This is a genomic window from Vreelandella nanhaiensis (genome assembly GCF_003990185.1).
Lineage (GTDB): Bacteria > Pseudomonadota > Gammaproteobacteria > Pseudomonadales > Halomonadaceae > Vreelandella > Vreelandella nanhaiensis.
The window spans coordinates 242,863-266,611 of record NZ_RZHF01000016.1 but is presented as its reverse complement, the minus strand read 5'-3'; the positions used below and the strand labels follow the sequence as shown (position 1 = coordinate 266,611).

Below are 23,749 nucleotides of genomic sequence, written 5' to 3'. Positions count from 1 at the left end.
AACTCATGACGACCCCACACAAGATCGTTTCAACATCGACTGCTGAGCTTAAGTCCATGCTGGATGATTCAGCCGAGCTTATTGAAGAAATACGCGATGAACTGGCCGAGAGGGAGGCCCAAGAGCGCGAGCTGGAACCGTTTGATACGCTGATTGAACAAGCGCGCCCCAAGCTCGATGAAATACGGGGCTTCTTTACGCTGGTACTTAATGAGCTTCGTGACCGACGTAAATAGGGGTTGCGCATAGCTAATTACTAGCCATTACCCTCTAGGCATTTGTTTGGAACTCCCTGCTCGCTAGGAGAAGACCACTCAGATGCCTTTTACTAAACGCTAATAAAAAAGGTCGCCTTGAGCGTTGGGTGGTCGAAAGTCCTGAGTATTCAGCCCTTGCTCGGTGCGCGCCTGGAAATTCCACTGTCGGCTAGCGCGGTTGAAGCGTTGGGCGATCATATCGGCAAAGATTCCTTCCCCGCGAAAGCGTTTACCAAACTGGGCGTCGTAAGCCTTGCCGCCCCGGCATTGGCGCATCAAGCTCATTACTTTCGCCGCACGCTCGGGGTAGTGGGCTTCAAGCCACGCTTCAAAAAGCGGTGCCACCTCATGGGGCAAACGTAGCAACATCCAGGTCGCCGTTCGTGCGCCTGCACGGCTGGCGGCTTCCAGAATGCGCTCTATTTCATGGTCGGTAAGCCCCGGAATAACTGGGCTAACCAAAGTGCCCACAGGAATGCCCACGGTATTAAGCTCACGGATGACTTTTAAACGCGCCTGGGGCGATGCTGCCCGCGGTTCAAGGGTGCGCTTCAGGGCAGCATCCAGGCTGGTCAGGCTAACAAACACGCGCACCAAGCGGTGTTCAGCCATTTCAGCCAACAGGTCAATATCCCGCAACACCAACGTACTTTTAGTGACAATTGTGACCGGGTGGCGACATGTCAATAACAGCTCAAGCAGTTGGCGCGTTAACAGGCGCTTAGCTTCCAACGGTTGGTAGCAATCGGTATTGCCAGAAAGGTTGATAGGCCGACAAACGTAGCCCGGCTTGCAAAACTCTTCGCTTAAGCGTTCGACCAGACCATTGCGAGCTATCAGCTTGGTTTCAAAATCAAGCCCTGGGGAAAGATCCCAATAGGCATGAGAGGGTCGAGCGTAGCAGTAAACGCAGCCATGCTCGCAGCCTCGGTAAGGGTTCAGCGAACGGTCAAAAGGGAGGTCGGGCGAATTATTCCAGGAAAGCGCACTTTTACTGGTTTCTTCGCGTACTTCCGTTGCCCGCGTTGTTGAAGCTTCCTCCCGCCACCAGCCGTCGTCTTCAGCCACGCTGTAAGTTGGCGCAAAACGGTTATGTGGGTCATAGGTAGCCCCACGCCCTTTATGTATGGTGGTATGGGTGGGCGGTTTATCAAGAGACGCCATATGTCTGCCTCTATTTGTACATGTTTATATGTACAGTATAAGTGGCATATTTAAGTGCGCAAGCTTTGGTTAAGCAACTGGTCGGCAAAAGCACTATTAAACGGCTGCTGACTCTGCCGTTTATTTATTGGAAAAATGAATCTGCTTTATTAGCATTCACGAAAATGACATTTCCGCAGGCTAAGCTAATTCAAATATGGAGTTAGTTAAATTTAGCTTGGGGATGAAAATGAAAAATTTTAAGCGGAATGCACTCACGTTGGCACTGGCATCGGTCATGATGACGCCGGTATTTGCGCAGGCAGATGCGGCTAAAAACGTAATCTTGATGATCACCGATGGTGCCGGTATCGAGACGTTTCGGGCGGCCAGTTTCTACCGCCATGGCGCGTTGGGTCACGAGATTTATGACGATTTCGATGTGCAAGTATTTACAGCCACACATCCCCTTAACACTTCCAAAAAACCTACCATGAGCGATAAAGGTGCAATCACCTTTGACCCCGCTGAGCTGTGGTCGGATGAACAGGTGGAAGGCACCGGATACGAAGGGAATCTTATCAACTACGAAGGGTATTTTGCGGGCTACAACTATGCCCGTGAGAACTTTACCGACAGCGCTGCCGCCGGTACGGCCCTTGCCTCTGGTAATAAGACCTATAACAGCGCGATTAACTGGTCCAACGACGACGAGCCGTTAAAGCATATTGGTGAGTACGTGGTTGAGAGTGGTCGGGCGCTGGGTGTAGTGTCTTCTGTACAACTCAGCCATGCCACGCCTGCCGCTTTCCTTGGTCATAACGCAAGCCGTAACGAATACGCAGAGCTTGGCCAGGAAATTATTGATTCCGGCCTTGCGACCGTCGTGTTTGGTGCTGGCCACCCTTACTACAATGGAGCGGGTGAGGAAGTCGAATCACCCGAGGAGAGTGCTTTCCGCTATGTGGGTGGGCAGGCCACTTGGGAGCGTCTGGTTAATGGAGAAACCGATTACCAACTGATTGAAAGCCGCGATGACTTCGAGTCTCTGGCAGAAGGCAGTTTCACGCTAAATAGCGATAAAGTGATGGGTGTTTTCCAAAATAACGAAACGCTGCAGTTCAACCGCCCGGGCGTTACTGCAGGCAACCTGATTGAGAGCGTGCCCAGCCTACCCACGCTCACACTAGGTGCCCTTGAAGTGCTCAACAACAACGAAGATGGTTTCTTTCTGATGGTGGAAGGCGGCGCCGTTGATTGGGCCGCTCACGCCAACAACTTGCCGCGTATTATCGAAGAGCAAATCGACTTCAACGAAGCGGTCGAAGCTGCTGTGGAATGGGTAGAAGTGAACAGCAGCTGGGACGAGACAATGATAATCGTCACGACCGACCACGGTAATGGCCTGCTGCAGGGTGCGGACTCAGATACTAACGCCTATAGCCCCGTGGTAAGTCAGGGGGCCGGAGCGCTGCCGCTGGTGCGCTGGCACTCGGATAACCACACCCGTGAGCTGGTACCGCTTTATGCCCAAGGTGTTGGCGCCGCATTCTTCAACAGCATTGCTGAGCGAGATGACGGCCTGGCAACCTATGCGGTGGACGACGCCTACCAGTACTGGGTCGACAATACCGATGTTTTCCGCGCCGCCATGAATGCCATGGGTATTGAGGCAGATACCACGAACTAAGGCTTCGTTAAAAGTAGAAATAGCACTGCCCATATCGCCCCGGTTTCTTTAAGACGGGGCGATGTTGTATCTGAATGCTGGTGACGTTTGGATAGCTTTTTGATCGACTTAACTCTTTTCGTTCAGCATTTGGGCACGTTAATTGTCCATTGGGCGTGGGGCGGTCTGTTGACCCACGGCGCGCTGATCGTCATTGTTCTGAGTATGGATTAGTGCTGGGCAATCGCTGTTTATGCAAGCTGTATAGGCGGTTAAAGTATTTTGTGTAATGAAGGTAGTAGGTGGACCAATGATATCCAGATTTAGCGCAAGCGATGAGTTTATGCTTGACCGAAGAAGCTTATAAAAGAGGTCGTTGAGTTGGCAACGAACAAACAACCCGCCGCTCTGATTATCATCGATATGCAGCGCGGGATGAATGACCCCACAGCCGGTGAGCGCAACAACCCAGGTGCTGAAAGCAATATCCAGCGACTACTTGCTGGATGGCGTAATACAGACTGGCCGGTGGTACATGTACGGCATAACTCACGTACACCCGGCTCACCGTTCTGGCCGGGGCAGCCCGGCGCGGAGTTTCAGCCAGCGCTTGCGCCATTATCTCATGAGCATGTAGTCGAAAAGAACGTGCCAGATGCGTTTACCCATTCCGGCTTAGAGCGCTGGTTGAACGTTCGTGGAATTAAACAGCTGGTTATCGTAGGTGTCAGTACCAGCAACTCCGTTGAAGCCACCGCCCGTACGGCGGGTAATCTCGGCCTTGATACACACGTAGTGGCAGATGCTACGTTTACCTTCGCCAAGCGGGATTACGCGGGCACTTATCGCACGGCGAATGAAGTGCACGCCATGTCGCTGGCGAACCTGGAAGGGGAGTATGCGGCTATTATTCATACCAATGATGCGCTGACGCTGTTAACAGCTTTTAGACCATATCCTCTTCAATCAGGTGAATTTTCAGCGTACTAATCACTCCATGTTTAGATTTTAAGCTTCCGGCAACCGATTTAGGCGGTATAAAGCAATGCACATTGCCAGAATGATAGCGGTGGAGGGCGATTACGATTTCATCTGGGGCGCCTATTCAAGCGCTTACCAAAAAGTGGTCGAGCGCCAGTTCGGCGCTTGGGAAAGTAAGCTTCAAAAGTCAGCCTTCGATGAAAAATGGCGCCAAGGCGGTTTTGAAGTCTTACAGCTAAACGGCACATGTGTGGGTGCAGTTTGGGTAACAAACGAAGGGAAATTTCTCCAGCTTCGAGAGATATTTCTTGCACCTCAATATCAGAGGCGGGGGATTGGAGCGCAAATTGTGCGTCAGGAACTGGAAGCGGCAAGAGCTGCAGGTATGTCTTTACGGCTTCGTGTCTTAAAGCAGAGCCATGCTATTGCATTATACGAACGTCTGGGTTTTGCAAGGTGTGGTGAGACATCAACGCACTACTGGATGGAAGCGGTCTAAACCGCACTTGTTGCCTATGCAGAACCATCAACTGGCTTATTCGAAAAGCCCCAGCTATTTATTCAGCCAGGGCTTTTGCTTTTCTCTTTTCTCTGTTTCTAAACTCTCTAACTTTTCTTCTTTCCCGTCTTTTTACCGCTTTCGGCTTGGCCATTCTCTTCAGCACTACCACTTGGGAAATGCGCCCGCACCAGCTCCAAAAGCCCCTGCGTGGAAGCATCAAAATCCGCCGCATTGGTATCAATACGTTCGCTGATTTCGCCCGCGATGCGCTTGCCGAGCTGAACACCCCACTGGTCGAACGAGTTGATGTTCCAGATTACGCCCTGCACGAATACCTTGTGCTCGTAGAGTGCGATCAACGCACCGAGGTTGCGGGGTGTGAGTTCGTCCAATAGCAGTGTGCTAGAAGGGCGATTGCCGGGGCAGCTATAGGGGTCGTGCTGGCTGAGTTCCTTGCCGTCGCCCTGGCTGCCTTCCATAAAGGCATTGGCCTGAGCAAGCATATTGGTGAGTAGGGCGAAGTGGTGGTCTTCTACGCCCGGCTCGGGTTTGAGTGAGGCTATAAAATCGATAGGCACATAGCGGGTGCCTTGGTGCAGCAACTGAAAGAACGCGTGTTGGCCGTTGGAGCCGGTTTGGCCCCATACAATCGGGCCAGTCTTGTAGTTGACCGGGTGGCCGAAAATATCCACCGATTTACCGTTGGACTCCATATCCAGCTGCTGCAGGAAGGAGGGCAACTGATTCAGCGCCTGGTCATAAGGCACGATGGCCTGGGTTTCGGCGCCGATAAAGTTGATGTACCAAATACCGATCAGCGCCATTAGCACCGGCATGTTCTGCGCAAAGGGCGCCTCGATGAAATGGCGGTCCATTTCGTGGGCGCCTTCCAGCAGCTCGATAAAGCCATCAAAGCCAATGGAGAGGGCAATCGGAAGGCCGATCGACGACCACATAGAGTAGCGTCCGCCTACCCAGGCCCAGAACTCGAATACGTTCTCTTCTCGAATGCCGAATTCCATCGCTGCCTTGCGGTTGGTAGAGGCGGCAATAAAGTGCGCGCCCACATCGGCGTCATCACCGGCGTTTTCTACAAACCAGCGGCGCGCGGTCTTGGCATTCAGCAAGGTTTCCTGAGTGGAGAACGTCTTGGTCGAAACGATAAACAGGGTAGTGGCTGGGTCCAGGCGCGAAAGCACCTTTTGAATATGCGTGCCGTCCACGTTGGAAACAAAGTGGAAGTGCAACTCCGGGTGGCGATACTTTAAAAGTGCCCGCACCGCCATGTTGGGCCCCAAGTCCGAGCCGCCAATCCCGATATTCACCACGTCCTTGATGCGCTTGCCGCTGTAGCCTTTCCACTCGCCGCTGCGCACCGCTTCTGAGAATTGCTTGATCTGCTCGCGGGTGCGGGTGATTTCCGGCATCACGTCTTCGCCGTCTACATACACCGGCTCATCACCAAGGTTGCGCAGGGCGGTATGCAATACCGGACGGTTTTCGGTCACGTTGATAATATCGCCGGAGAACATCTGCGCCCGGCGCTGCACCAGGGCTGAGTGATCGGCAAGCTCAATCAGTTTGGCCAGCACCTCATCGGAAACGTGGTGCTTGGAGTAGTCCAGAAACAGGCCGCCCACGCGCAGGCTCATCTTCTCGAAGCGCTGCGGGTCATGGGTGAAGTAGTCACGGATGCGGTCGTTATGGGTTTTGTCGCGCAGGCGCTCAAGTGCCTGCCAGGTGACACTGCGGGTAAGCTGAAACATAAGGCGGTCCGTGGTTGCTTCGGCTCTAGGTTCTGTCTGAAAAAGTGTCTGCGCTCGGCAATACGGCGTTAAAAATCGACTCAGAATACTCATTTACTCTCTGTAAACTCCGTTTCTTCGTCGATTTTGCCTTGTCTTGCCTTCGCTCGCCGACTTTTCAGACAGAACCTAGGCCGTTGAGTTATTTATGTAAAAATACTACATAAAAAGTGGGGCGGGGAGAATAGGTACAGATAACTCAAGTTCGGGAAGTAATAAAACAAGAGGGAGGGACGAAAGGCAGGCTGGCCTGCCTTTCTACGGCTAAACGATGTTTAGCTGGTAACCGCAACCGGCGCCGCGCCGCGCTTGATCATTGCGTAGCTTAAACCGGTCACCAGAGAGCCCGCCACAATCGCGCCCAGGTACAGCAGGCCGGGGGTAATCGCATTGGGAATCAGTAGTACAAAAATACCGCCGTGAGGCGCCATTAGCTTGGCGCCGACCAGCATGGAGAGCGCGCCGGTGATGGCTCCACCCGCGATGCTGCAAGGAATGACCCGCAGCGGATCCTTGGCGGCAAACGGAATGGCGCCTTCACTGATAAAACACAGACCTAGCACGAAAGAAGCCTTGCCAGCTTCGCGCTCGGGTTCGGAGTACTTGTAGCGTGCTACAAAGCTTGCAATACCCATGCCGATGGCTGGCACCATGCCTGCCGCCATGATAGCCGCCATGGGGCCGTAGGTTTCTGAAGCCAGCAGGCCCACGCCAAAGGTGTAGGCGGCCTTGTTGATCGGCCCACCCAGGTCGAAGCACATCATCGCGCCCAGCAGAATGCCCAGCAGCACAGCGTTGGTTGAATCCATGGAGGCCAGGAAGCTGGTCAGTGCGCTCAACAGCGCCGCAACCGGCTCACCCACCACGTAAATCATGATCAAACCGGTGACGAGACTGGCGACCAACGGGATGATCAGAATAGGCTTGAGCGACTCAACGCTTGAAGGCAGCTTCACATGGCGGGTAATCGCCAGCGCAACGTAACCGGCCAGAAAGCCCGCTAAAATGCCGCCAATAAACCCGGAGCCAATGTTAGCCGCCAGCATGCCGCCAATCATGCCGGGAGCGATGCCGGGTCGGTCGGCAATTGAATAGGCGATATAGCCCGCCAGCACCGGGATCATGAGCGCGAAGGCCGTGCCGCCGCCAATCTGCATAAGCGCCGCGGCCAGCGTGCCTTCCTGCTCGAAAGCTTCAATACCGAACATGAACGAAAGGGCAATCAGCAGGCCGCCCGCCACGACCATGGGCAGCATGAACGACACGCCGGTGAGCAGGTGCTTATACACGCCCTTTTCTTTCAGGCCTTTACCTTCATTTGAGGAAGCGTTGGAAGCTCCAGCGCTTTCCAGCATGGCCTGGGCCAAGGCGTTCTCAATCGTTGCCTGGGATTTTTTCAGCGCGGTGCCGGTCGAGGTACGGTAAACGCGCTTGCCCGCAAAGCGAGTAGGATCAACTTCAATATCGCAGGCCAGAATTACTACATCAGCGGCGGCAATCTCGTCGTCAGTCAGCTTGTCCTGTGCGCCCACCGATCCTTGTGTTTCCACACGGATCGAATGGCCTAGCGCCTTGCCTGCTTCGGCTAGCGCTTCGGCGGCCATAAAGGTGTGGGCAACACCGGTGGGGCAGGCAGTTACTGCGACGATGCGCTGCCCATCTTTGGCAGTCGTAGTGCTCACCGGGGCAATTTTTGGCGGTGTATATAAGGGCGCTTCACGTTTGGCGGTAGCTAGAAATGCTTCGGGGTCGGGGAGCGCCTGGGCAATAGAAGCCTGATACAAGCGCTTGCCGGTGAAGCGCTCTGGCGCAGGCACCTGGTCCGCGGCAACCACAATTAAATCAGCATGTGCGATCTGTTCGGCGTTGGCGGCCTCGACCGGGGCCAATTCACCGTGCATCTCCACATGAACCTTCCAGCCCTGGCGTTTTGCCGCCTGCTCCAAGCGTTTGGCAGCAAGGAAGGTCGTGGCCATGCCGCTGGGGCAGGCGGTAATCAGAATAACGTTCATCAAAGGGTTCCCTCGGTGTGGCTTGCGTGCAGGTGCTGTACCCGAGTACGTTGTAAGAGTAAGGAGAAGTCGTCGGCTTGGGTCGTGCCCACGCCAACATGACGGACGGATTCGGCGGAGAGTGCCGTGGCAAAGCGCAAGGTTTCTTCTTTATCCTGTTGGCTAAGCAAACCATGCAGCATGCCCGCGACAAAGGTGTCGCCAGCGCCCACGGTGTTGACTGCCTGAACGCTGGGAGGAGTTGCCTGCCAGGCTCCGCATGTGTTAACCCAGATGACGCCCTCGGCCCCGGCGGAAAGTAATGCCTGTTTGATACCTGCCTGATAAAGCCGTGTGGTGGCGTTAACCCGGCTGTCGTGACTCTCAAGTGTGCTACCGGCCCAGTCGGCGAGCTCGAGTTCGTTGGGTTTGACTGCTTCGGGAGCTATCTCAATGGCGCGCAGCAAGGCCTCACCGCTGGTATCGACCCAAAGCGGCACGCCGGTGGCTTTCAGGTGAGTGAGAAGCTCACTAAATGCTGGCAGGCTTAATCCAGGCGGCAGGCTACCAGCCACCAGAATGGCGTCTGCCGGTGCATCGTTTAGCTGCTGTTCAATGGTGTCGAGCAGGCTGGCCACTTGCGCGGTATCCACTCCAATGCCTGGGCCGTTGATGTCCGTCACCCGGCCGCTTTTTTCGGCCAGTTTGGCATTGATGCGCGTTTCCCCTGACACGCGGACAAACGCATCCGTCACGCCCATGTGCTTAAACGCGAGCTGGAAGGGACCATCGTTATCACGTCCCAAAAAGCCACTTACTACGACATCATGGCCGAGTGCGGCCAGCACGCGCGCGACGTTAACGCCTTTGCCGGCGGCTTCAAGCTGGGCGTGTTTGGGGCGGTTAACCGTTCCTAAGGCCAGCTCTTCAAGCTCGAATGCCAGATCCAGGGCGGGGTTCAAAGTGATGCATATCACACGAGCCATTAGCGTGCCTCCAGCGCATCGCGCACGTCGTCGCTGGTAGCCTGACTTAAGGCCAATTGAGCGCTTGCCTGAGCCTCGGTCAGGTCGAACTCACGCAGGCGGGCCTTCACCAGCGGGATTTGACGTGCGCTGACGGAAAGCTCGTCGACCCCCAGGCCCACCAGCACCGGGATAGCCGCAGTATCAGAGGCCAGCTCTCCACACACGCCTACCCATTTACCCTGGGCGTGGGCGGCGTCAACGGTCATCTGAATCAGGCGTAATACCGCCGGGTGAAGACCATCCGCCTGGGCGGATAGCTCCGGGTGGCCGCGGTCAATCGCCAGGGTATACTGGGTGAGATCGTTGGTACCAACCGAGAAGAAATCCACCTCGGCGGCAAGCGTTGGTGCCAGCAGGGCGCTGGAGGGGATTTCAATCATCACGCCCAACTGCACATCGCTTGCCCGCTCACTTACGGGGATTTCGGCAAGCAGCCGATCAAAGATTGCCTTGGCAGCGCGGAACTCGGCAACGTCCTTGACCATGGGCAGCATGATACGCAGCGGCCGCGGCGTATCTTCAGAACCCACTACAGGGGCTGCCGCCATCAGTAAGGCGCGCAGCTGGGTTTCGAGTACCTCGGGCTCGGTCAGGGCCAGGCGAATGCCGCGCAGGCCCAGGAACGGGTTGTCCTCTTGGGGTACGGGCCAGTAGGGCAGTGGCTTGTCGCCGCCGACATCCAGTGTACGTGCCACCAGTGGGCGCCCGTTTAGGGCATCTATCGCCTGACGATACTCGGTGGTTTGCGTGGCAAGGTCTGGCGCGCTTGAATGCGCCATAAACAGGAACTCGGTGCGCAGCAGGCCGACGCCTTCAGCGCCACGTCCCACGGCGTCTTCCGCGTGGGCAGTGTTACCCAGGTTAGCTGCGACTTCAACGCGGTGGCCGTCGCGGGTCTGGGCGGTTTCAAAGCGCCGCTCCCAGGCATCGGCTTCGCGCTCTCGCAGATCAAGCAGGTTCTGCTCGGCGCGGCGTAAGCGCTCCTCTGAAGGCGAGGGAATTACCCGGCCCCGTTCACCGTCGAGAATCATCATGCTGGCATTGGTCAATGCCATTACCGCCTTGCCTGCGCCCACCACTGCCGGGATGCCCAGCGCACGGGCCAGAATGGCGCTATGCGCCGTAGCGCCGCCGCGCTCGGTCAGCAGGCCGCGTACCCGTGAGGTATCCAGGCGGGCAACGTCAGAGGGGCCGATATCGTCCATCACCAGGATGTAGGGGTGGTCGGGCGGCTCGGGCAGTTGAATGTCGCACAGAATGCTCAGCACCCGCCGGCCTACATCGCGAAGGTCGGCGGCGCGCTCTGCGAGCAGACGGTCAGCCAGCATTTCCTGGGCGTGGGCGGCGGTTTCAATTGCATCCCACCAGGCGGCTTCAGCCGAGCGGCCTTCCCGAATGGCGTCTTCGGCAGCGCGGTGAAGCTCGGGGTCGTCCAGCATTTCTTCGTGCATGGAGAGAATATCGGCGACTTCACCGCCGGCGGCGTTACGAACCAGGGCTTCCAGCTGGGCAATGCCTTCCTGAACAGCATTATGCAGCCGGGTCAGCTCGCGGTCCGGGTTGTCGGCATGCTCGGGATAATCAAAATGCTGAGGACGAATCACAAATACCGGCCCAATCGCCAGGCCTGGGGAGGCCGCGATGGCCGTATGGGGTGTGTCCGCCGCCAGCGGCTCAATGGCGGGTTCCTGGTGGGTGTGCTGGGGTGCTAAGCGTTCGCGGCCACTGTCAAAGGGCGTCACCTTCTCGCCAAGGCCGCTTTCAATGGCACTGGCTATTTCCGCAAGCGCCTGCGGGGCTTCGCTGCCTTCGGCGGAAAGTACCAGCCATTGGCCGCGCCGCGCGCCCAGGCCAATCACCTTGGTCAGGCTTGCCGCTGAAACGCTCGTCGGGCTACCTTCTTCCAGGCGCACATTCACCGGTGCCGCCTGGGCGCGAGCTACCTGTACCAACTGCTTGGCCGGGCGGGCGTGCAAGCCATGGGGGTTTAGTACACGTACGCGCAGCGTGTGCGTATTGGCGGTTTCACCCGCCAACTGGGCCAGCACCTGAGAGGCAGAAGCTTCCTGTAACGTCTGGCTGTCGGTGTTTTCGAGTACGGCCTGAAGCTGCTCCAGCAGCGGGCGGTGGTAGTTGCCTTGAGCGGCAAGACAAAACAGGCCATGCAGCGCATGACCGTTTTCTGTCAGATGAGGATCGACCGGAGTAGCAACGCCCAGCGCAGGCTGGTCGACCCCGCTGGCGCTACTGGCAAGCCAGAAGCCATTGCCCAGCCATACCGGCGGTTTTTCGGCGATATCGGCAATAAAGCGGTTATCCACGCAGCCGCTTTGGCGCAGGCGGGCAGCGGCAGCCAGGGCCAGCTCCTGTACGCTCTGGGCGGGAAACTGCAGGCACAGGGTGTCGCTATCAAGCTTAGGCGTGGGAATGGATTTGGAGAGCAGGCGGGCAACCTCATCAGCCGAGCTTGCCGCCGCCAGCGCTTTAGCCACGCCGTCTCGGTCGAGCACGTGAGTGAGCGCGCGCAGAATATCCAGATGCTCGTCGTTTTGCGCCGCAATAGTCACCAGCACGTAAACGCGTTGACCATCGTGCCAGTCAACGCCTTCAGGAAACTGCAGCACCCGCACGCCGGTATGTATAACATGCTGGCGGCTTTCCGGCGTGCCATGGGGAATGGCAATGGCATTGCCCAGATAGGTAGACGACTGCGCCTCGCGGGCATGCAAGCCGTCACGATAACCGGGTTCGACCAGCCCCGCGTCAGCCAGCACCCGAGCGGCATCATCCAGCGCCGCTTGCCAGCTATCCGCCTGGCGGCCTAGCAAGATGTCATTTGGGCCCAGTGTGAGCATGCAATTCTCCTGTAAAGACGAGCCCGCTGTGGCCCGGCAGTAACATAAATAGATAATCAAGCGCCGAGCTTTCGGGATTGAACGATGCCCGTAGTTTATGGTGATAATGCTGAAACGATTCACCTAAAGGCACAAGGGGTGTGTTTTTAGACGTTGGTAGGGGTGGAGTCAAGGCGCTGGTACACTGCGCTGGCTTAATTAGGGGAAAAAACCATGACACTTGCCGATATTGCCCGGCTGGCTGGCGTTTCACGCACCACAGCAAGTTATGTTATCAACGGGCAGGCGGAGCAGCGGCGGATCAGTTTAGCCACCATCGAAAAGGTAATGACGGTTGTACGTCAGCACCAATACCAGATCAACCCCCAGGCCGCGGCACTGCGCCGTGGGTCAAGTCGCTTATTGGGGTTGATTGTCCCTGACCTGGAAAATATCAGCTATGCACGCCTGGCCAAGCGCCTGGAGCGTGGGGCGCGCGAGCAGGGCTATCGGTTGCTGATTGTAAGCTCCGACGATTGCGCACAAAGCGAGCGCGCCCTGGCGCTGGCACTACGTGCTCAGCGCTGCGAAGCGTTGATTACCGCCAGCTGCCTAGCTGACAGCGACCCCTTTTATGCAGAGTTGATAAACGATGGCTGGGCCGTAGTCGGGATGGACAGGGGGCTGGATAGTCAGCGCTTTGTCAGCGTGGTGAGCGACGACCGCGGCGCTGCCGAGCAGCTAACGCGTTCGGTATTGTTTGAAGGAGTCCGCCGGGTAGCCTGGATGGATGCCATGCCCGGGCTTTCCATTAGCCGTGAGCGCCGGGCCGGGTTTCAGGCAGCGTTACAGGCGCGCAATATCGAACCCGTTTATTTAAGCGGCGCTCGTTACGAGCGGGAGGAAGCTGTACGCCTAGCCCGCCAGTTGCTTGATGAAGCCAAGCCGGTGGATGCCTTGGTAACAGCGTCATATACCTTGATGGAAGGCGTTTTCGATACATTTTTGGCGCGTGGTGGGCTTTCAAGCCGCATTAAGCTTGCGACCTTTGGTGACCATCCCCTGCTGGACTTTTTACCCCAGCCGGTAAACTCTGCGTTTCAGGATTACGACAGAATCGCCGAGCTGACGCTCTGCAGCGCTCTAGAGGCTGCCCGCGGCGAACGTCACGTTGGGCAGCAAGTGGTCAAACGTCATCTACGCCAGCGTTAATAAACGCTGGTGTTCCATCACATGTCTGAAGGCCAAGCTAGGTTCTTGCGCTGGCCCAGGCATTGGCATCCGGGATTGACATGGCATAACTTTCGCTGAGATAGGGGGAAGAGAGCAGAAAGTCAGCGCTAGCGGCGTTGCAGGCGACCGGCACGTTCCAGAGTGCTGCAAGACGCAAGAGCGCTTTGACGTCCGGGTCGTGGGGTTGCGGGGCGAAGGGGTCCCAGAAGAATACCAGTACATCAAGTTTCTGCTCCGCAATGCGCGCGCCAATTTGCTGGTCGCCTCCAAGCGGCCCGCTCATCAGCCCTTCAACCGTCAAGCCCAGCTGGTTGGTCAGACGCGCAGCCGTGGTGCCCGTACCTGTTAGCTGGTGCTGGCGCAGCGTTTCCTGCCAGCGTTCGGCCCACTCCAAAAGCTCCTCTTTCTTGCCATCATGGGCGATAAGCGCAATGCGCTTTTGGGCGGGTAGGGTACGTAGCGCCTGGCGAGGCGGTCGGGCATTATTCATTCATTACTCTCCGGATTCTTCCTGCTCGATGGCGATGATTTTCATGGTATTCGTGCCGCCATGGGCATTCATATGGTCGCCGCGAGTAAGAATGATATGTCCGCCAGGGCGTGCCAATCCATAGGCCTTAAGCAATTTTAGCGCTTCCTGGTTTACCTCGGTGGGCTCCATCTGCGTAGTATCGAAGGGGAGCGAGACCACGCCGCGATAAAGTGCCATGCGGCGCTGAGCAACGGGACTATGGGCCAGGCCGACAATGGGTAAGCCCGAACGAATGCGCGAGGCGATAAGTGGCGTATAGCCGGTGGAGGTCATGCAGGCAATCGCGCTGACACCGGTTAAGTGGTTGGCGGCATACATAGCCGAAAGGGCGATGGTTTCATCAATACGCTCAAAGCCTTCATGCATGCGGTGGCCGGACGACTGTGCCAACCGCTCACGCTCGGCACCCAGACAAACCCGGTCCATGGCTTCAACGGTTTCTACCGGAAACTCACCGGCGGCGGTTTCTGCCGAAAGCATGACGGCGTCGGTGGCATCCAGCACGGCGTTGGCTACATCGAACACCTCGGCGCGGGTCGGCAGCGGTGATTCGATCATCGATTCCATCATCTGCGTGGCGGTAATTACCGCGCGGTTAAGCGTACGGGCATGCTTGATGATGCGCTTTTGGGTACCGATCAGTGCTTCATCGCCTATCTCTACGCCCAGGTCGCCGCGGGCCACCATCACTGCTTCTGATGCGATGATAATGCCATCCAGCGTTTCGTCATCCGCGACCGCTTCGGCACGTTCCAGCTTGGCAACCAAGCCAATTTCCTTACCTTCTTCGCCAAGTAATGTGCGTGCTTCCTGCATATCGGCCGCCGAGCGCGGAAAGGAAACCGCCAGATAATCCACACCGATTTCCACGGCAGTTTTTAAATCGGCTCGGTCCTTGTCGGTCAAGGCCGGAGCGGAAAGGCCGCCGCCTTGCTTATTGATGCCCTTGTTATTGGAGAGTTTGCCGCCCACATGCACATGGGTGTGGATCTCCTGGCCAACAATGGACGTCACATCCAATACCACGCGGCCATCATCCAGCAGCAAGCGGTCGCCAGGAGAAACATCATCAATCAGTGCCGGGTAGTCGCAGCCTACGCGTTCGCTATTGCCAGCATAGGTGTCGAGCGCCATATCCAGAATAAACGGCTGCCCCGCTTCTAAATGAACAGGGCCTTCGGCAAAGCGAGCGATGCGGATTTTGGGACCCTGTAAATCGCCTAAAGCGGCAACACATTTGCCTAAGCGCTGCGCAATATCGCGAACGTCTTGCAAGCGGCGGCGGTGGTCATCAGGCGATCCGTGAGAAAAGTTAAGGCGAACCACGTCGACCCCCGCTTTGATCATCGCTTCGAGCACGCCTGGGCGGTCGCTGGCAGGGCCTAAGGTAGCAACAATTTTGGTACGACGAAGCGGCAGAGGTGAGGTTGATGAATTCATGGCAGGTTCTCCTTAAATATTACTAATAAACCGTAAAAACCAGCATTGTCAGGGATCAGAATGTTGATGTAATTGTCATGATGAAGATATAGACGACCTTAGTTATAATATAGTAATTTTACTACATATAAGTTATTAAATAGCTACTATGAAACCGGTTTAAGCCATTTATAAGCTTGTCAGGGCACATAAAAGTGTCTTTTTGGTAATTTTTTTACTGAAGTGAAGCCATTCACTATCGGGCGTGAGGTGCCAGTATGACTATCAGAGTTGCTATTAACGGGTTTGGCCGGATCGGTCGTAACGTACTTCGAGCTCTTTATGAAAATCGTTACCGCGAGCAGATCCAGGTGGTGGCGATTAATGATCTTGGCGACCCATCGTTAAATTCACATCTATTGCGCCACGATACCGTTCATGGGCATTTCCCCTTTACTGTAGAGCACGATGCGGAAAGCATCAGTGTCGATGGCGATCGCATCGCTATCTCGTCAGAGCGCGACCCCGCCAAGCTTCCCTGGGCCTCCATGAATATTGATTTGGTTATGGAATGTACGGGCCTATTTACCAAGCGCGAGGCCGCCGCCAAGCATCTGGAAGCGGGCGCCAAAAGGGTGCTGATCTCAGCGCCTAGTCCTGATGCTGACGCGACGATTGTCTACGGAGTTAATGACAGTGTGCTGACCGCCGAACACAAGGTGGTATCCAACGCTTCCTGTACGACCAATTGCCTGGCGCCAGTGGCCAAAGCATTAAACGATACGGTGGGTATTGAAAACGGTTTGATGACGACGGTGCATGCCTACACCAATGATCAGAATCTTTCAGACGTTTACCACTCTGATCCGTACCGCGCGCGTAGCGCGACGCACTCCATGATCCCGACCAAAACCGGGGCCGCTGCTGCAGTTGGGCTGGTACTGCCTGAGCTGGAAGGCAAACTGGATGGGTTAGCGGTGCGTGTGCCGGTAATTAACGTGTCGTTGGTGGACCTAACCTTTACCGCAAGCCGTGACACTAGCAAGGAAGAGATCAATCAGATCGTCGAAAAAGCCGCCGCCAACTCGAAAGTCCTGGCGGTGAATGCTCAGCCGCTGGTGTCTATCGATTTCAACCATGATGCGCATTCATCGACATTTGATGCTAACCACACGCGTGTAAACGGGCGCTTGGTCAAAGTGATGGCGTGGTACGACAACGAGTGGGGCTTCTCCAACCGGATGCTGGATACTGCGCTTGCCATGCAGGCCGTCGCCAACTAAGTATCAAACCCACTGAAAATGTTTAAGTAAAAGGCTGCGGAGCAATCCGCGGCTTTTTTTTAAAGGCGGAGTAGCGCTGGACGCGCCTTTCGATGCTGTCCGTGAGGGGGACGACCTCCGTCGTGACCTATCAGGCTGACTAAATTCTTTGGACGGCCGCGTATAAGCTTCAAGTATTCTCAAGACAATCAGCTGCTTAAACTGACGTTTGAAGAAGAAACCGGTTCGGCAACCGGCTTGCCTAACGGGCCCATCGAGTTTATTGGTAGGACGTGGAAATTTAGCAAGTATTTAAAGCGTCAATCCTAAACGTGGGCGCTATGCTCGCTACCTTTAGCGACGTTCCCGCTATAGGTTGCTTGGGCCACTCTTCATTACAGATAACAAGCTATAAGAGAGGCTCACACCGACCTGCATTAGGCATTTCACCTCACGTATGCGGCGCTTGCTGGTTATGAATAGACATCATTCCCTAATATGCTCAGCTATGACTCTTTGACTGCGTTAAAGTACTGGCCATCAAGCGAAACCTCTGATGGTCAAGCTCATCGCCATTGTCTGAAACACTGGCGCCAGCCTGAAAAGGCAAATTCATCGAGAAGGGGTGGTCGGAGGGCTGGCCAAAACGTAGAGTGAGCACAAATACTGGGTAAAAAGGCTTTCGCGCTTATCCATGATTGTTTTTGTAGTAAAATTACATTTAATATTGCGTTTTAGGCCGCTTTTTAGGTAGATTTTAGGTAATCTAACTACCAAACCGGCTTGGCGATACATAGGAGCAGAGATGAGCAAGTCATATGCCTCTCCAGGCGCCCCGTTAGGTGGACGTGATCATGCCATTGATTTGGCGCTGTTTGGAGCATTGGGCGACCTTGCCATGCGCAAGCTATTTCCTGCTTTATACCATCTTGACCGCGAAGGCTTGATGCCGGAAAGCACGCGTATTCTGGGACTGGCGCGCCAGGAGCACGATGTGGCGACCTTTCGGCAAATGGTCAGCGAGGCGCTGCGCAAGCGGCTAAAAAGCAGCGAGGTAGACGAAGCGGGTTTCGAGCGTTTTCTTGAGCGCCTGGACTATCGTCAGCTCGATTTTACGACCGCCGAAGGGTATGACGCCATTCGCCAATGGCGCGAAGGCGCCGAGCGCCCCATGGTGGTCTATCTTTCGGTTGGCGCGCGCATTTATGGTGATATCTGCCACAACCTTCATGCCAGCGGCAGTCTAGATGACGATACGCGCGTCGTAGTTGAAAAGCCCATTGGCTATGACCTCAAGTCCTCCGAGCAGATTAACGACGCGATTGGCGCCGTTTTTCCTGAGTCGCGGGTATACCGGATCGATCACTATCTAGGTAAGGAAACAGTTCAAAACCTGATTGCACTGCGCTTTGCCAATCCGCTGTTTGGTACCCAGTGGAATCAGAACCATATTTCTCACGTAGAAATTACCGTTGCTGAAAAGGTTGGCATTGAAGGCCGTTGGGGCTATTTCGATGAGGCGGGTCAGCTGCGTGACATGGTTCAGAATCATCTTTTGCAGCTACTTTGCCTGATTGCCATGGACCCGCCTTCCAACCTGGATGCCGATGCCATCCGTGATGAAAAGGTCAAGGTACTCAAGGCGCTCAAACCCTTTACAGGGGAAGCGCTGGGCCGTGACGTGGTGCGCGGCCAGTATATTGCCGGTACCAGCGATGGTCAGTCCGTGCCAGGTTATCTGGAGGAGGAGGACGCCAATACCCAGAGCCAGACAGAAACCTTCGTAGCGATGAAGACCGAAGTGGCCAACTGGCGCTGGGCCGGAGTGCCGTTCTACCTGCGTACCGGCAAGCGCATGCCGGAAAAGCTTTCGCAAATCGTTATTCACTTTCGCCAGCAGCCGCATTATATCTTTGATCCGGACCAGCGTGGCATTGCCTCCAACAAGCTGATTATCCGCCTGCAGCCGGAAGAGGGGATTGCCCTTCAGGTACTCACCAAAGATAGCGGTCTGGATAAAGGCATGCGCCTGCGCCCCGGCCCACTTCACCTGGATTTCAACAGCGCCTTCCCTAAATCGCGAATTCCCGATGCCTACGAGCGGCTGCTGCTGGAAGTCATGAAAGGCCAACAGTACCTGTTTGTGCGCCGCGATGAGGTCGAGCACGCCTGGCGCTGGTGTGATCAGCTGATTGAAGGCTGGCAGGAACGAGAAACGCCGCCACGGCGCTACCCGGCAGGCTCCTGGGGGCCGGTGGCTTCCATTGCCATGATTACCCAGGACGGCCGCAGCTGGTACGAGGATTACTGATATGACAAAAGCACGCCAAAAGCTTGCTGAGCAGCTGGCAGAAGCAGTAGCGCAAGCGCTGAGCGAAGATCTGGAGCGCCAGGAGCGCGCGCTGCTGATCGTCTCCGGCGGCTCCACGCCGGTGCCTTTTTTCAAGGCCTTGGCCACCAAGCTACTTGCCTGGGAGCGTATCGATATTACCCTGGCTGACGAGCGCTGGGTGGATGAACACAGCAGCGACAGCAACGCCAAGCTGGTACGGGATAATCTGTTGCAAGGTAACGCGGCCGCCGCGCACTTTGTGCCATTGACCTCAAAGGCTTCTACGCCGGAAGAGGGTGTGGCAGAAGTGGCTGAGCGCACGGCATCGCTTGCCTGGCCTGCAAGCGTTGTGGTTCTGGGAATGGGCGGTGATGGGCATACGGCATCGCTGTTTCCCGATAGCCAGGAACTGGGGCTGGCGCTGGCAACCGATGAGCCATTGGTGGCGGTGCGCACTCCCAGCCAACCCCAGCCGCGCATCACCTTCTCTGCGGCAAGCCTGCATCAGGCAAACCGGCATATTCTGCATATTACCGGTGATGACAAGCGCGCCGTGCTGGCGAACGCGTTGAATGGCGATGATGTTCGACAACTGCCGATACGCGCTTTCCTCTCCTGCCCGCTGGCTATTTACTGGGCGCCCTGACAATCAAACAACACGCTATCTGGAGACACCTCATGTCAATCGATAAACAGCTGCCCTCAACACGTACCGCCGAGCTCGACAGCATCTGTCACAAGGCCGAAGTGATTCCGGTCATCACCATTGAGCGTATCGAGGACGCCGTACCGCTAGGCAAAGCACTGCTGGAAGGCGGCTTGAGCGTACTTGAAGTGACTCTGCGTACCGACTGCGCGCTTGAAGCGATCAAGCGTATGAAGAAAGAGCTGACCGGGGCCAGCATCGGGGTCGGCACTGTGCTGACTCCTGCACAATACCGCCAGGCTGAAGAAGTGGGCGCAGATTTTGTCGTCACCCCGGGCGCGACCGAAGCACTGTACCGTTACGGTATTGAAAGCCCCGTGCCCATGCTGCCAGGCGTCTCAACCGTCTCGGAACTGATGACCGGCTGGCAGTATGGTTATCGCCGTTTCAAGTTCTTTCCGGCAGAGTCCAGCGGCGGTGCCAAGGCGCTTAAAGCGTTTGGCGCCCCGATTCCCGGCGCGCAGTTCTGTCCTACGGGCGGCATTACCGTGGATAATGCCGAATCCTACTTGTCGCTGCCCAATGTCATGTGTGTTGGCGGTTCCTGGCTCACGCCCAGCAAGCTGGTCGAGGCTGAGGACTGGGATGGCATTCGTAAGCTGGCGCAAGAGGCCGCCGAGCGTTTTCATCGCTAAGAGCAGTCTCGTAAGGCAGTAACGCTGCCATTAATTATTCGCCGGACAGGTTACGCCTGCCCGGTTTTTTTATGCTCTAAATCAAGCAAATTGCTAAGACCAAAGGGGGATAACGCGTCAAACGCCGGGTCTATTAAACTCATTGTTAATATGTCAGACATTTAGGTGCGCATAGCCTAGAGCGCGCGGATTCCCCCTTACAAGATGGAGTAAGCCAATATGCATATGTTGACTCTGGCGTCTTTCCTGTTTTTTACAGGCCTGGTCGCCTTTGTCACGTGGCGGATTACGCACCGTGATGATCACTCAAGCACCAGTGGCTACTTTCTGGCTGGCCGTTCGCTTACCTTTCCGCTGATTGCGGGCTCGCTGTTAATGACGAACCTCTCCACCGAGCAGATGGTGGGGCTCAACGGGGCTGCCTTTGCCGATGGTTTGAGTGTTATGGCATGGGAAGTGGTCGCCGTGATTGCGCTGGTAGCCCTGGCGCTATTTTTCCTGCCGCGTTTTTTGAAAAGCGGTATCGCGACGCTCCCCCAATTGCTGGAAATTCGCTTCGATAAAGACACTCAGCTGATTACCAACATTATCTTTCTGATCGCCTACGCAGTGATTCTGCTGCCGATCATTCTCTACTCAGGCGCGATAGGCCTGCAGGGTATGCTGGATTTACCGGGGTTAACTGGCATTCAGTCATCTACCGCGCTTTTATGGCTAACGGTGTGGATCGTAGGAATCATCGGCGCGATATATGCCTTGTTTGGCGGGCTACGCACGGTGGCGGTGTCCGATACGCTTAACGGTGTCGGGTTGCTGGTGGGCGGCTTCGTGATCGTTTATTTCGGGCTGCAAGCCGTGAGTGACGGTACGGGCATCATGGAAGGCTGGAGCATCCTCAAAGAGAGTAACCCTGAAAAGCTTAATTCGATTGGCAGCGCTGAACAGCAGGTGCCGTTCTTTACGCTGTTTACCGGCGTGTTTTTGATCAATCTGTTCTACTGGAGCACCAACCAGCAGATTATTCAGCGCACGTTTGCCGCCAAGAACCTTGCCGAAGGTCAGAAGGGTGTGTTGTTGACGGGCCTGTTCAAGCTGCTGGGGCCGCTGTATCTAGTGCTGCCAGGCATCATTGCTTATCACCTTTACGCCGAACAGGGCGTGCGTGCCGATGAAGCCTATGGGCATCTGGTCTTCAACGTATTGCCGCCTTATTTGACCGGCTTCTTTGCCGCCGTGATGGTCGGGGCGATTCTCTCATCGTTCAACTCGGCGCTTAACAGTACCACCACCATTTTCAGCCTGGGTATTTACAAAGGCGTGCTGAACAAGGATGCAACCGAAGAGCAGGTGGTTAAATCGGGCAAGGTGTTTGGCTGGATTATGGCGATTATTACCATGATCATTGCGCCGTTGCTGGCTGGGCAGGACAGCCTGTTTGGCTACCTGCAGAAGATGAACGCGATCTACTTTATTCCGATTCTGGCGGTGGTGCTGGTAGGGCTTCTCACCAAGCGTGTTCCGCCTATGGCGGCCAAGATTGCCTTGGTAGGCGGCTGCCTGTTAATCGCGGCAGGCTACTTTGTGCCGCCTTTTACGCTCTTGCCCCAGGTAATGCATGAATTTCACTTCGTGGCGCTGGTGTTCGTGCTGTTAGTGGCGGTCATGCTGATTATCGGCAAGCTGCGCCCCCGTGAGACTGACTGGGTGCAGGAGCATACCGGTGACGTTGATCTGACACCCTGGAAAGGGGCAGTACCCGCCGGCATTGCGCTTGTGGTGCTGGTCATCGTCATGTATATAAGCTTCGCCGGTTAAGCGCTGCACTGACTCGGTAAACTTAAAGCCAGCATAAAAGCCCCGCGAGTGGACGCTCTCGGGGCTTTTAGTTAAAAGAGCCGCTATATCATGCCTTAGGTCAGTCGCAGCGGCGGCTCAGCCAACCCTTTGATACCGGTCTGCACTGCGAAAAGAGAGCCTGCTGTGGGCGTTTGAGCCAGTTGCGCGGCGCTTAGCCCTTCTTGGGCCGTAGTGATATACAGTGTTTCAAGGTCAGGCCCTGCAAACACAGGGCAGGAGGGTTGGTTGACCGGCAGCACAACACGCCCAATCATCTGGCCGTCTGTGTTTAAGCGAACCACCTCGCCCGCGCCCCACAGGGCCAGCCACATACAGCCTTCGCTATCTATCACCGCGCCATCCGGGTTGCCTGCATGCCCGGAAAAATCGACAAAGCGCTTCGGTTCGCCCAAGGGCCAGCCCTGCTTATCCAGCGCCCAGCGCATGACCTGGCCAGTGGGCGTGTCGGTAAAGTACGCCATTTTCCCATCGGCTGAAAAGCACAGCGCATTGGGAATGGTCAGGTGGGTACGCAGCTTGCAAAGCTCACCGCGATGTAGCCGGTAGAGGCTGCCTGCTTCAGGTTCGGCCTGCTTTCCCATGCTGGAAAGCCATAAGCTGCCGTGGCGATCAACACGGGCGTCATTGCTGCGCGTCACCGGATTGTCTGCCTCGAAATCGTAAAGCTTCTCAATGTGCCCGCTGGTTGGGTTGAAACGGTTCAGTGCATGTTCGCCGACCAGCAGCAGGTTGCCATCGTCAAGGGGGGCAGCAAGCGAGACTTTCTGGTCAAGCGGATAATGGCCGTGCTTTTCTGTAGCGGGAGAGAGCCAATGCAGACGTTTGCCTAGAATGTCGCACCAGTAAAGCCGCTCGTGGCTGGCATGCCATTGCGGACCTTCACCCAGTTCGCAGCGTGAATCCACGGCAAGCACGGCCTGCCAGGTGGGAATATTATTCATGCTTGCGCTCCTGCTTCCCAGGCGGCCACCAACGCTTTCGCCTGACGGCTTACTTCAGAAGGCGTCTGGCCCGGCTTATACAGAGCGCTTCCTAACCCGGCGCCATCAACGCCCGCTGCCCGCCAAGCGGCAAAATTATCAACGCCAACGCCGCCCACGGCGTAAAGCAGCGTGCCGCTTGGCAGCACCGCGCGTACTGCCTTCATGCCTTCAAGACCGACCTGCACCGCTGGAAATAGCTTGAGCCCAGTGGCGCCTGCATCTAAGGCATCGAACGCTTCAGAAGGGGTAACAATACCCGGCCAGCTAGCCATGCCCAGGCGTCGGGTTTCCTCGATCACGCTGGGGCGGCAGTTGGGTGAAACAATCAGGCGCCCGCCTGCGTCATATACCTCGCGTACCTGCTCGGGAGTAAGTACCGTTCCCGCGCCAATCACGGCGCGCTCACCAAACGCTTCGGCGAGCAGGTTAATGCTGGTAAACGGGTCGGGGGAGTTAAGCGGTACTTCAATTTGTGTAATACCAGCTTCGAGCACCTCTTGAGCAATATCCACCGCCTCATCAGGCTTAATCCCACGCAAAATACCAATCAAGGGCAACGTCATCGACACTCTCTCCATTA

Annotated in this window: 19 protein-coding genes; 10 read left to right on the top strand and 9 right to left on the bottom strand. The window is 56.0% G+C overall.

The features are described from left to right. Positions 1 to 5 precede the first annotated feature (5 nt). The gene (locus tag ELY38_RS13525; RefSeq protein ID WP_127062799.1) at positions 6 to 236 is read left to right on the top strand and encodes a hypothetical protein; all 231 of its coding nucleotides are present in this window, start codon (positions 6 to 8) and stop codon (positions 234 to 236) included. A 99-nt stretch (positions 237 to 335) separates the two neighbouring features. Here ELY38_RS13525 and ELY38_RS13520 read toward each other — a convergent pair whose 3' ends face one another. After that, positions 336 to 1,421 (bottom strand): PA0069 family radical SAM protein, encoded by a 1,086-nt coding sequence (locus ELY38_RS13520; RefSeq protein ID WP_127062798.1) that lies wholly within the window; start codon positions 1,419 to 1,421, stop codon positions 336 to 338. A gap of 229 nt (positions 1,422 to 1,650) precedes the next feature. Between ELY38_RS13520 and ELY38_RS13515 the strand changes: the two genes are divergently transcribed. The 3 genes from ELY38_RS13515 to ELY38_RS13505 all read left to right on the top strand — a co-directional run bounded on the left by ELY38_RS13515 (position 1,651) and on the right by ELY38_RS13505 (position 4,549). Then, positions 1,651 to 3,090 (top strand): alkaline phosphatase, encoded by a 1,440-nt coding sequence (locus ELY38_RS13515; protein ID WP_127062797.1) that lies wholly within the window; start codon positions 1,651 to 1,653, stop codon positions 3,088 to 3,090. Positions 3,091 to 3,450: 360 nt separating this feature from the next. Then, positions 3,451 to 4,059: a cysteine hydrolase family protein gene (locus tag ELY38_RS13510; protein ID WP_246009144.1), complete on the top strand. Its 609-nt coding sequence runs from the start codon at positions 3,451 to 3,453 to the stop codon at positions 4,057 to 4,059. 55 nt (positions 4,060 to 4,114) lie between these two features. Beyond that, positions 4,115 to 4,549 (top strand): GNAT family N-acetyltransferase, encoded by a 435-nt coding sequence (locus tag ELY38_RS13505; protein ID WP_127062796.1) that lies wholly within the window; start codon positions 4,115 to 4,117, stop codon positions 4,547 to 4,549. Positions 4,550 to 4,656: 107 nt separating this feature from the next. Here ELY38_RS13505 and pgi read toward each other — a convergent pair whose 3' ends face one another. The 4 genes from pgi to ptsP form a co-directional block, all read right to left on the bottom strand. After that, positions 4,657 to 6,318 (bottom strand): glucose-6-phosphate isomerase, encoded by a 1,662-nt coding sequence (gene pgi, locus ELY38_RS13500; RefSeq protein ID WP_127062795.1) that lies wholly within the window; start codon positions 6,316 to 6,318, stop codon positions 4,657 to 4,659. 314 nt (positions 6,319 to 6,632) lie between these two features. Then, entirely contained in the window at positions 6,633 to 8,369 is a 1,737-nt protein-coding gene (locus tag ELY38_RS13495; protein WP_127062794.1) for a PTS fructose-like transporter subunit IIB, read from the bottom strand. Further along, a complete protein-coding gene (gene pfkB / locus ELY38_RS13490; RefSeq protein WP_127062793.1) occupies positions 8,369 to 9,334 on the bottom strand; it encodes a 1-phosphofructokinase in 966 nt (321 codons plus the stop codon). Before pfkB ends, ELY38_RS13495 begins: the two co-directional genes overlap by 1 nt. Then, positions 9,334 to 12,231, bottom strand: coding sequence for a phosphoenolpyruvate--protein phosphotransferase (gene ptsP / locus ELY38_RS13485; protein ID WP_127062792.1), 2,898 nt, complete (start codon positions 12,229 to 12,231; stop codon positions 9,334 to 9,336). The genes pfkB and ptsP overlap by 1 nt, the downstream gene beginning before the upstream one ends. Positions 12,232 to 12,444: 213 nt before the next feature. Here ptsP and cra point away from each other — a divergent pair, with 213 nt between their 5' ends. Next, positions 12,445 to 13,422, top strand: coding sequence for a catabolite repressor/activator (cra, locus tag ELY38_RS13480; RefSeq protein ID WP_127062791.1), 978 nt, complete (start codon positions 12,445 to 12,447; stop codon positions 13,420 to 13,422). Between the two features lie 37 nt (positions 13,423 to 13,459). Here cra and ELY38_RS13475 read toward each other — a convergent pair whose 3' ends face one another. Then, positions 13,460 to 13,933, bottom strand: coding sequence for a methylglyoxal synthase (locus ELY38_RS13475; RefSeq protein WP_127062790.1), 474 nt, complete (start codon positions 13,931 to 13,933; stop codon positions 13,460 to 13,462). 3 nt (positions 13,934 to 13,936) lie between these two features. Next, positions 13,937 to 15,415, bottom strand: coding sequence for a pyruvate kinase (pyk, locus tag ELY38_RS13470; RefSeq protein ID WP_127062789.1), 1,479 nt, complete (start codon positions 15,413 to 15,415; stop codon positions 13,937 to 13,939). A gap of 257 nt (positions 15,416 to 15,672) precedes the next feature. Between pyk and gap the strand changes: the two genes are divergently transcribed. The 5 genes from gap to ELY38_RS13445 all read left to right on the top strand — a co-directional run bounded on the left by gap (position 15,673) and on the right by ELY38_RS13445 (position 22,144). Then, entirely contained in the window at positions 15,673 to 16,677 is a 1,005-nt protein-coding gene (gene gap / locus ELY38_RS13465; protein ID WP_127062788.1) for a type I glyceraldehyde-3-phosphate dehydrogenase, read from the top strand. Between the two features lie 784 nt (positions 16,678 to 17,461). Next, a complete protein-coding gene (gene zwf / locus ELY38_RS13460) occupies positions 17,462 to 18,967 on the top strand; it encodes a glucose-6-phosphate dehydrogenase (RefSeq protein ID WP_127062787.1) in 1,506 nt (501 codons plus the stop codon). A gap of 1 nt (position 18,968) precedes the next feature. Beyond that, positions 18,969 to 19,634 carry a 6-phosphogluconolactonase gene (gene pgl, locus ELY38_RS13455; RefSeq protein ID WP_127062786.1) on the top strand — a complete coding sequence of 222 codons (666 nt, stop codon included), beginning with the start codon at positions 18,969 to 18,971 and terminating at the stop codon, positions 19,632 to 19,634. A gap of 32 nt (positions 19,635 to 19,666) precedes the next feature. Next, the gene (locus ELY38_RS13450) at positions 19,667 to 20,329 is read left to right on the top strand and encodes a bifunctional 4-hydroxy-2-oxoglutarate aldolase/2-dehydro-3-deoxy-phosphogluconate aldolase (RefSeq protein WP_127062785.1); all 663 of its coding nucleotides are present in this window, start codon (positions 19,667 to 19,669) and stop codon (positions 20,327 to 20,329) included. Between the two features lie 219 nt (positions 20,330 to 20,548). Beyond that, positions 20,549 to 22,144 (top strand): solute:sodium symporter family transporter, encoded by a 1,596-nt coding sequence (locus tag ELY38_RS13445; RefSeq protein WP_127062784.1) that lies wholly within the window; start codon positions 20,549 to 20,551, stop codon positions 22,142 to 22,144. 95 nt (positions 22,145 to 22,239) lie between these two features. Here ELY38_RS13445 and ELY38_RS13440 read toward each other — a convergent pair whose 3' ends face one another. Next, positions 22,240 to 23,127, bottom strand: a complete 888-nt coding sequence (locus tag ELY38_RS13440) for an SMP-30/gluconolactonase/LRE family protein (RefSeq protein WP_127062783.1) — start codon at positions 23,125 to 23,127, stop codon at positions 22,240 to 22,242. Continuing rightward, positions 23,124 to 23,732, bottom strand: coding sequence for a 2-dehydro-3-deoxy-6-phosphogalactonate aldolase (locus ELY38_RS13435; protein ID WP_127062782.1), 609 nt, complete (start codon positions 23,730 to 23,732; stop codon positions 23,124 to 23,126). The genes ELY38_RS13440 and ELY38_RS13435 overlap by 4 nt, the downstream gene beginning before the upstream one ends. Positions 23,733 to 23,749 lie beyond the last annotated feature (17 nt).

Bases quoted from the DNA above. Each gene is read 5' to 3' on its own strand.
- ELY38_RS13495 (WP_127062794.1), bottom strand. From the start codon at position 8,369: ATGAACGTTATTCTGATTACCGCCTGCCCCAGCGGCATGGCCACGACC.
- ELY38_RS13520 (WP_127062798.1), bottom strand. From the start codon at position 1,421: ATGGCGTCTCTTGATAAACCGCCCACCCATACCACCATACATAAAGGG.
- ELY38_RS13450 (WP_127062785.1), top strand. From the start codon at position 19,667: ATGTCAATCGATAAACAGCTGCCCTCAACACGTACCGCCGAGCTCGAC.
- gap (WP_127062788.1), top strand. From the start codon at position 15,673: ATGACTATCAGAGTTGCTATTAACGGGTTTGGCCGGATCGGTCGTAAC.
- ELY38_RS13435 (WP_127062782.1), bottom strand. From the start codon at position 23,732: ATGACGTTGCCCTTGATTGGTATTTTGCGTGGGATTAAGCCTGATGAG.
- ELY38_RS13445 (WP_127062784.1), top strand. From the start codon at position 20,549: ATGCATATGTTGACTCTGGCGTCTTTCCTGTTTTTTACAGGCCTGGTC.
- pfkB (WP_127062793.1), bottom strand. From the start codon at position 9,334: ATGGCTCGTGTGATATGCATCACTTTGAACCCCGCCCTGGATCTGGCA.
- pgi (WP_127062795.1), bottom strand. From the start codon at position 6,318: ATGTTTCAGCTTACCCGCAGTGTCACCTGGCAGGCACTTGAGCGCCTG.
- ptsP (WP_127062792.1), bottom strand. From the start codon at position 12,231: ATGCTCACACTGGGCCCAAATGACATCTTGCTAGGCCGCCAGGCGGAT.
- ELY38_RS13440 (WP_127062783.1), bottom strand. From the start codon at position 23,127: ATGAATAATATTCCCACCTGGCAGGCCGTGCTTGCCGTGGATTCACGC.
- pgl (WP_127062786.1), top strand. From the start codon at position 18,969: ATGACAAAAGCACGCCAAAAGCTTGCTGAGCAGCTGGCAGAAGCAGTA.
- ELY38_RS13525 (WP_127062799.1), top strand. From the start codon at position 6: ATGACGACCCCACACAAGATCGTTTCAACATCGACTGCTGAGCTTAAG.
- zwf (WP_127062787.1), top strand. From the start codon at position 17,462: ATGAGCAAGTCATATGCCTCTCCAGGCGCCCCGTTAGGTGGACGTGAT.
- ELY38_RS13505 (WP_127062796.1), top strand. From the start codon at position 4,115: ATGCACATTGCCAGAATGATAGCGGTGGAGGGCGATTACGATTTCATC.
- pyk (WP_127062789.1), bottom strand. From the start codon at position 15,415: ATGAATTCATCAACCTCACCTCTGCCGCTTCGTCGTACCAAAATTGTT.
- ELY38_RS13515 (WP_127062797.1), top strand. From the start codon at position 1,651: ATGAAAAATTTTAAGCGGAATGCACTCACGTTGGCACTGGCATCGGTC.
- ELY38_RS13475 (WP_127062790.1), bottom strand. From the start codon at position 13,933: ATGAATAATGCCCGACCGCCTCGCCAGGCGCTACGTACCCTACCCGCC.
- cra (WP_127062791.1), top strand. From the start codon at position 12,445: ATGACACTTGCCGATATTGCCCGGCTGGCTGGCGTTTCACGCACCACA.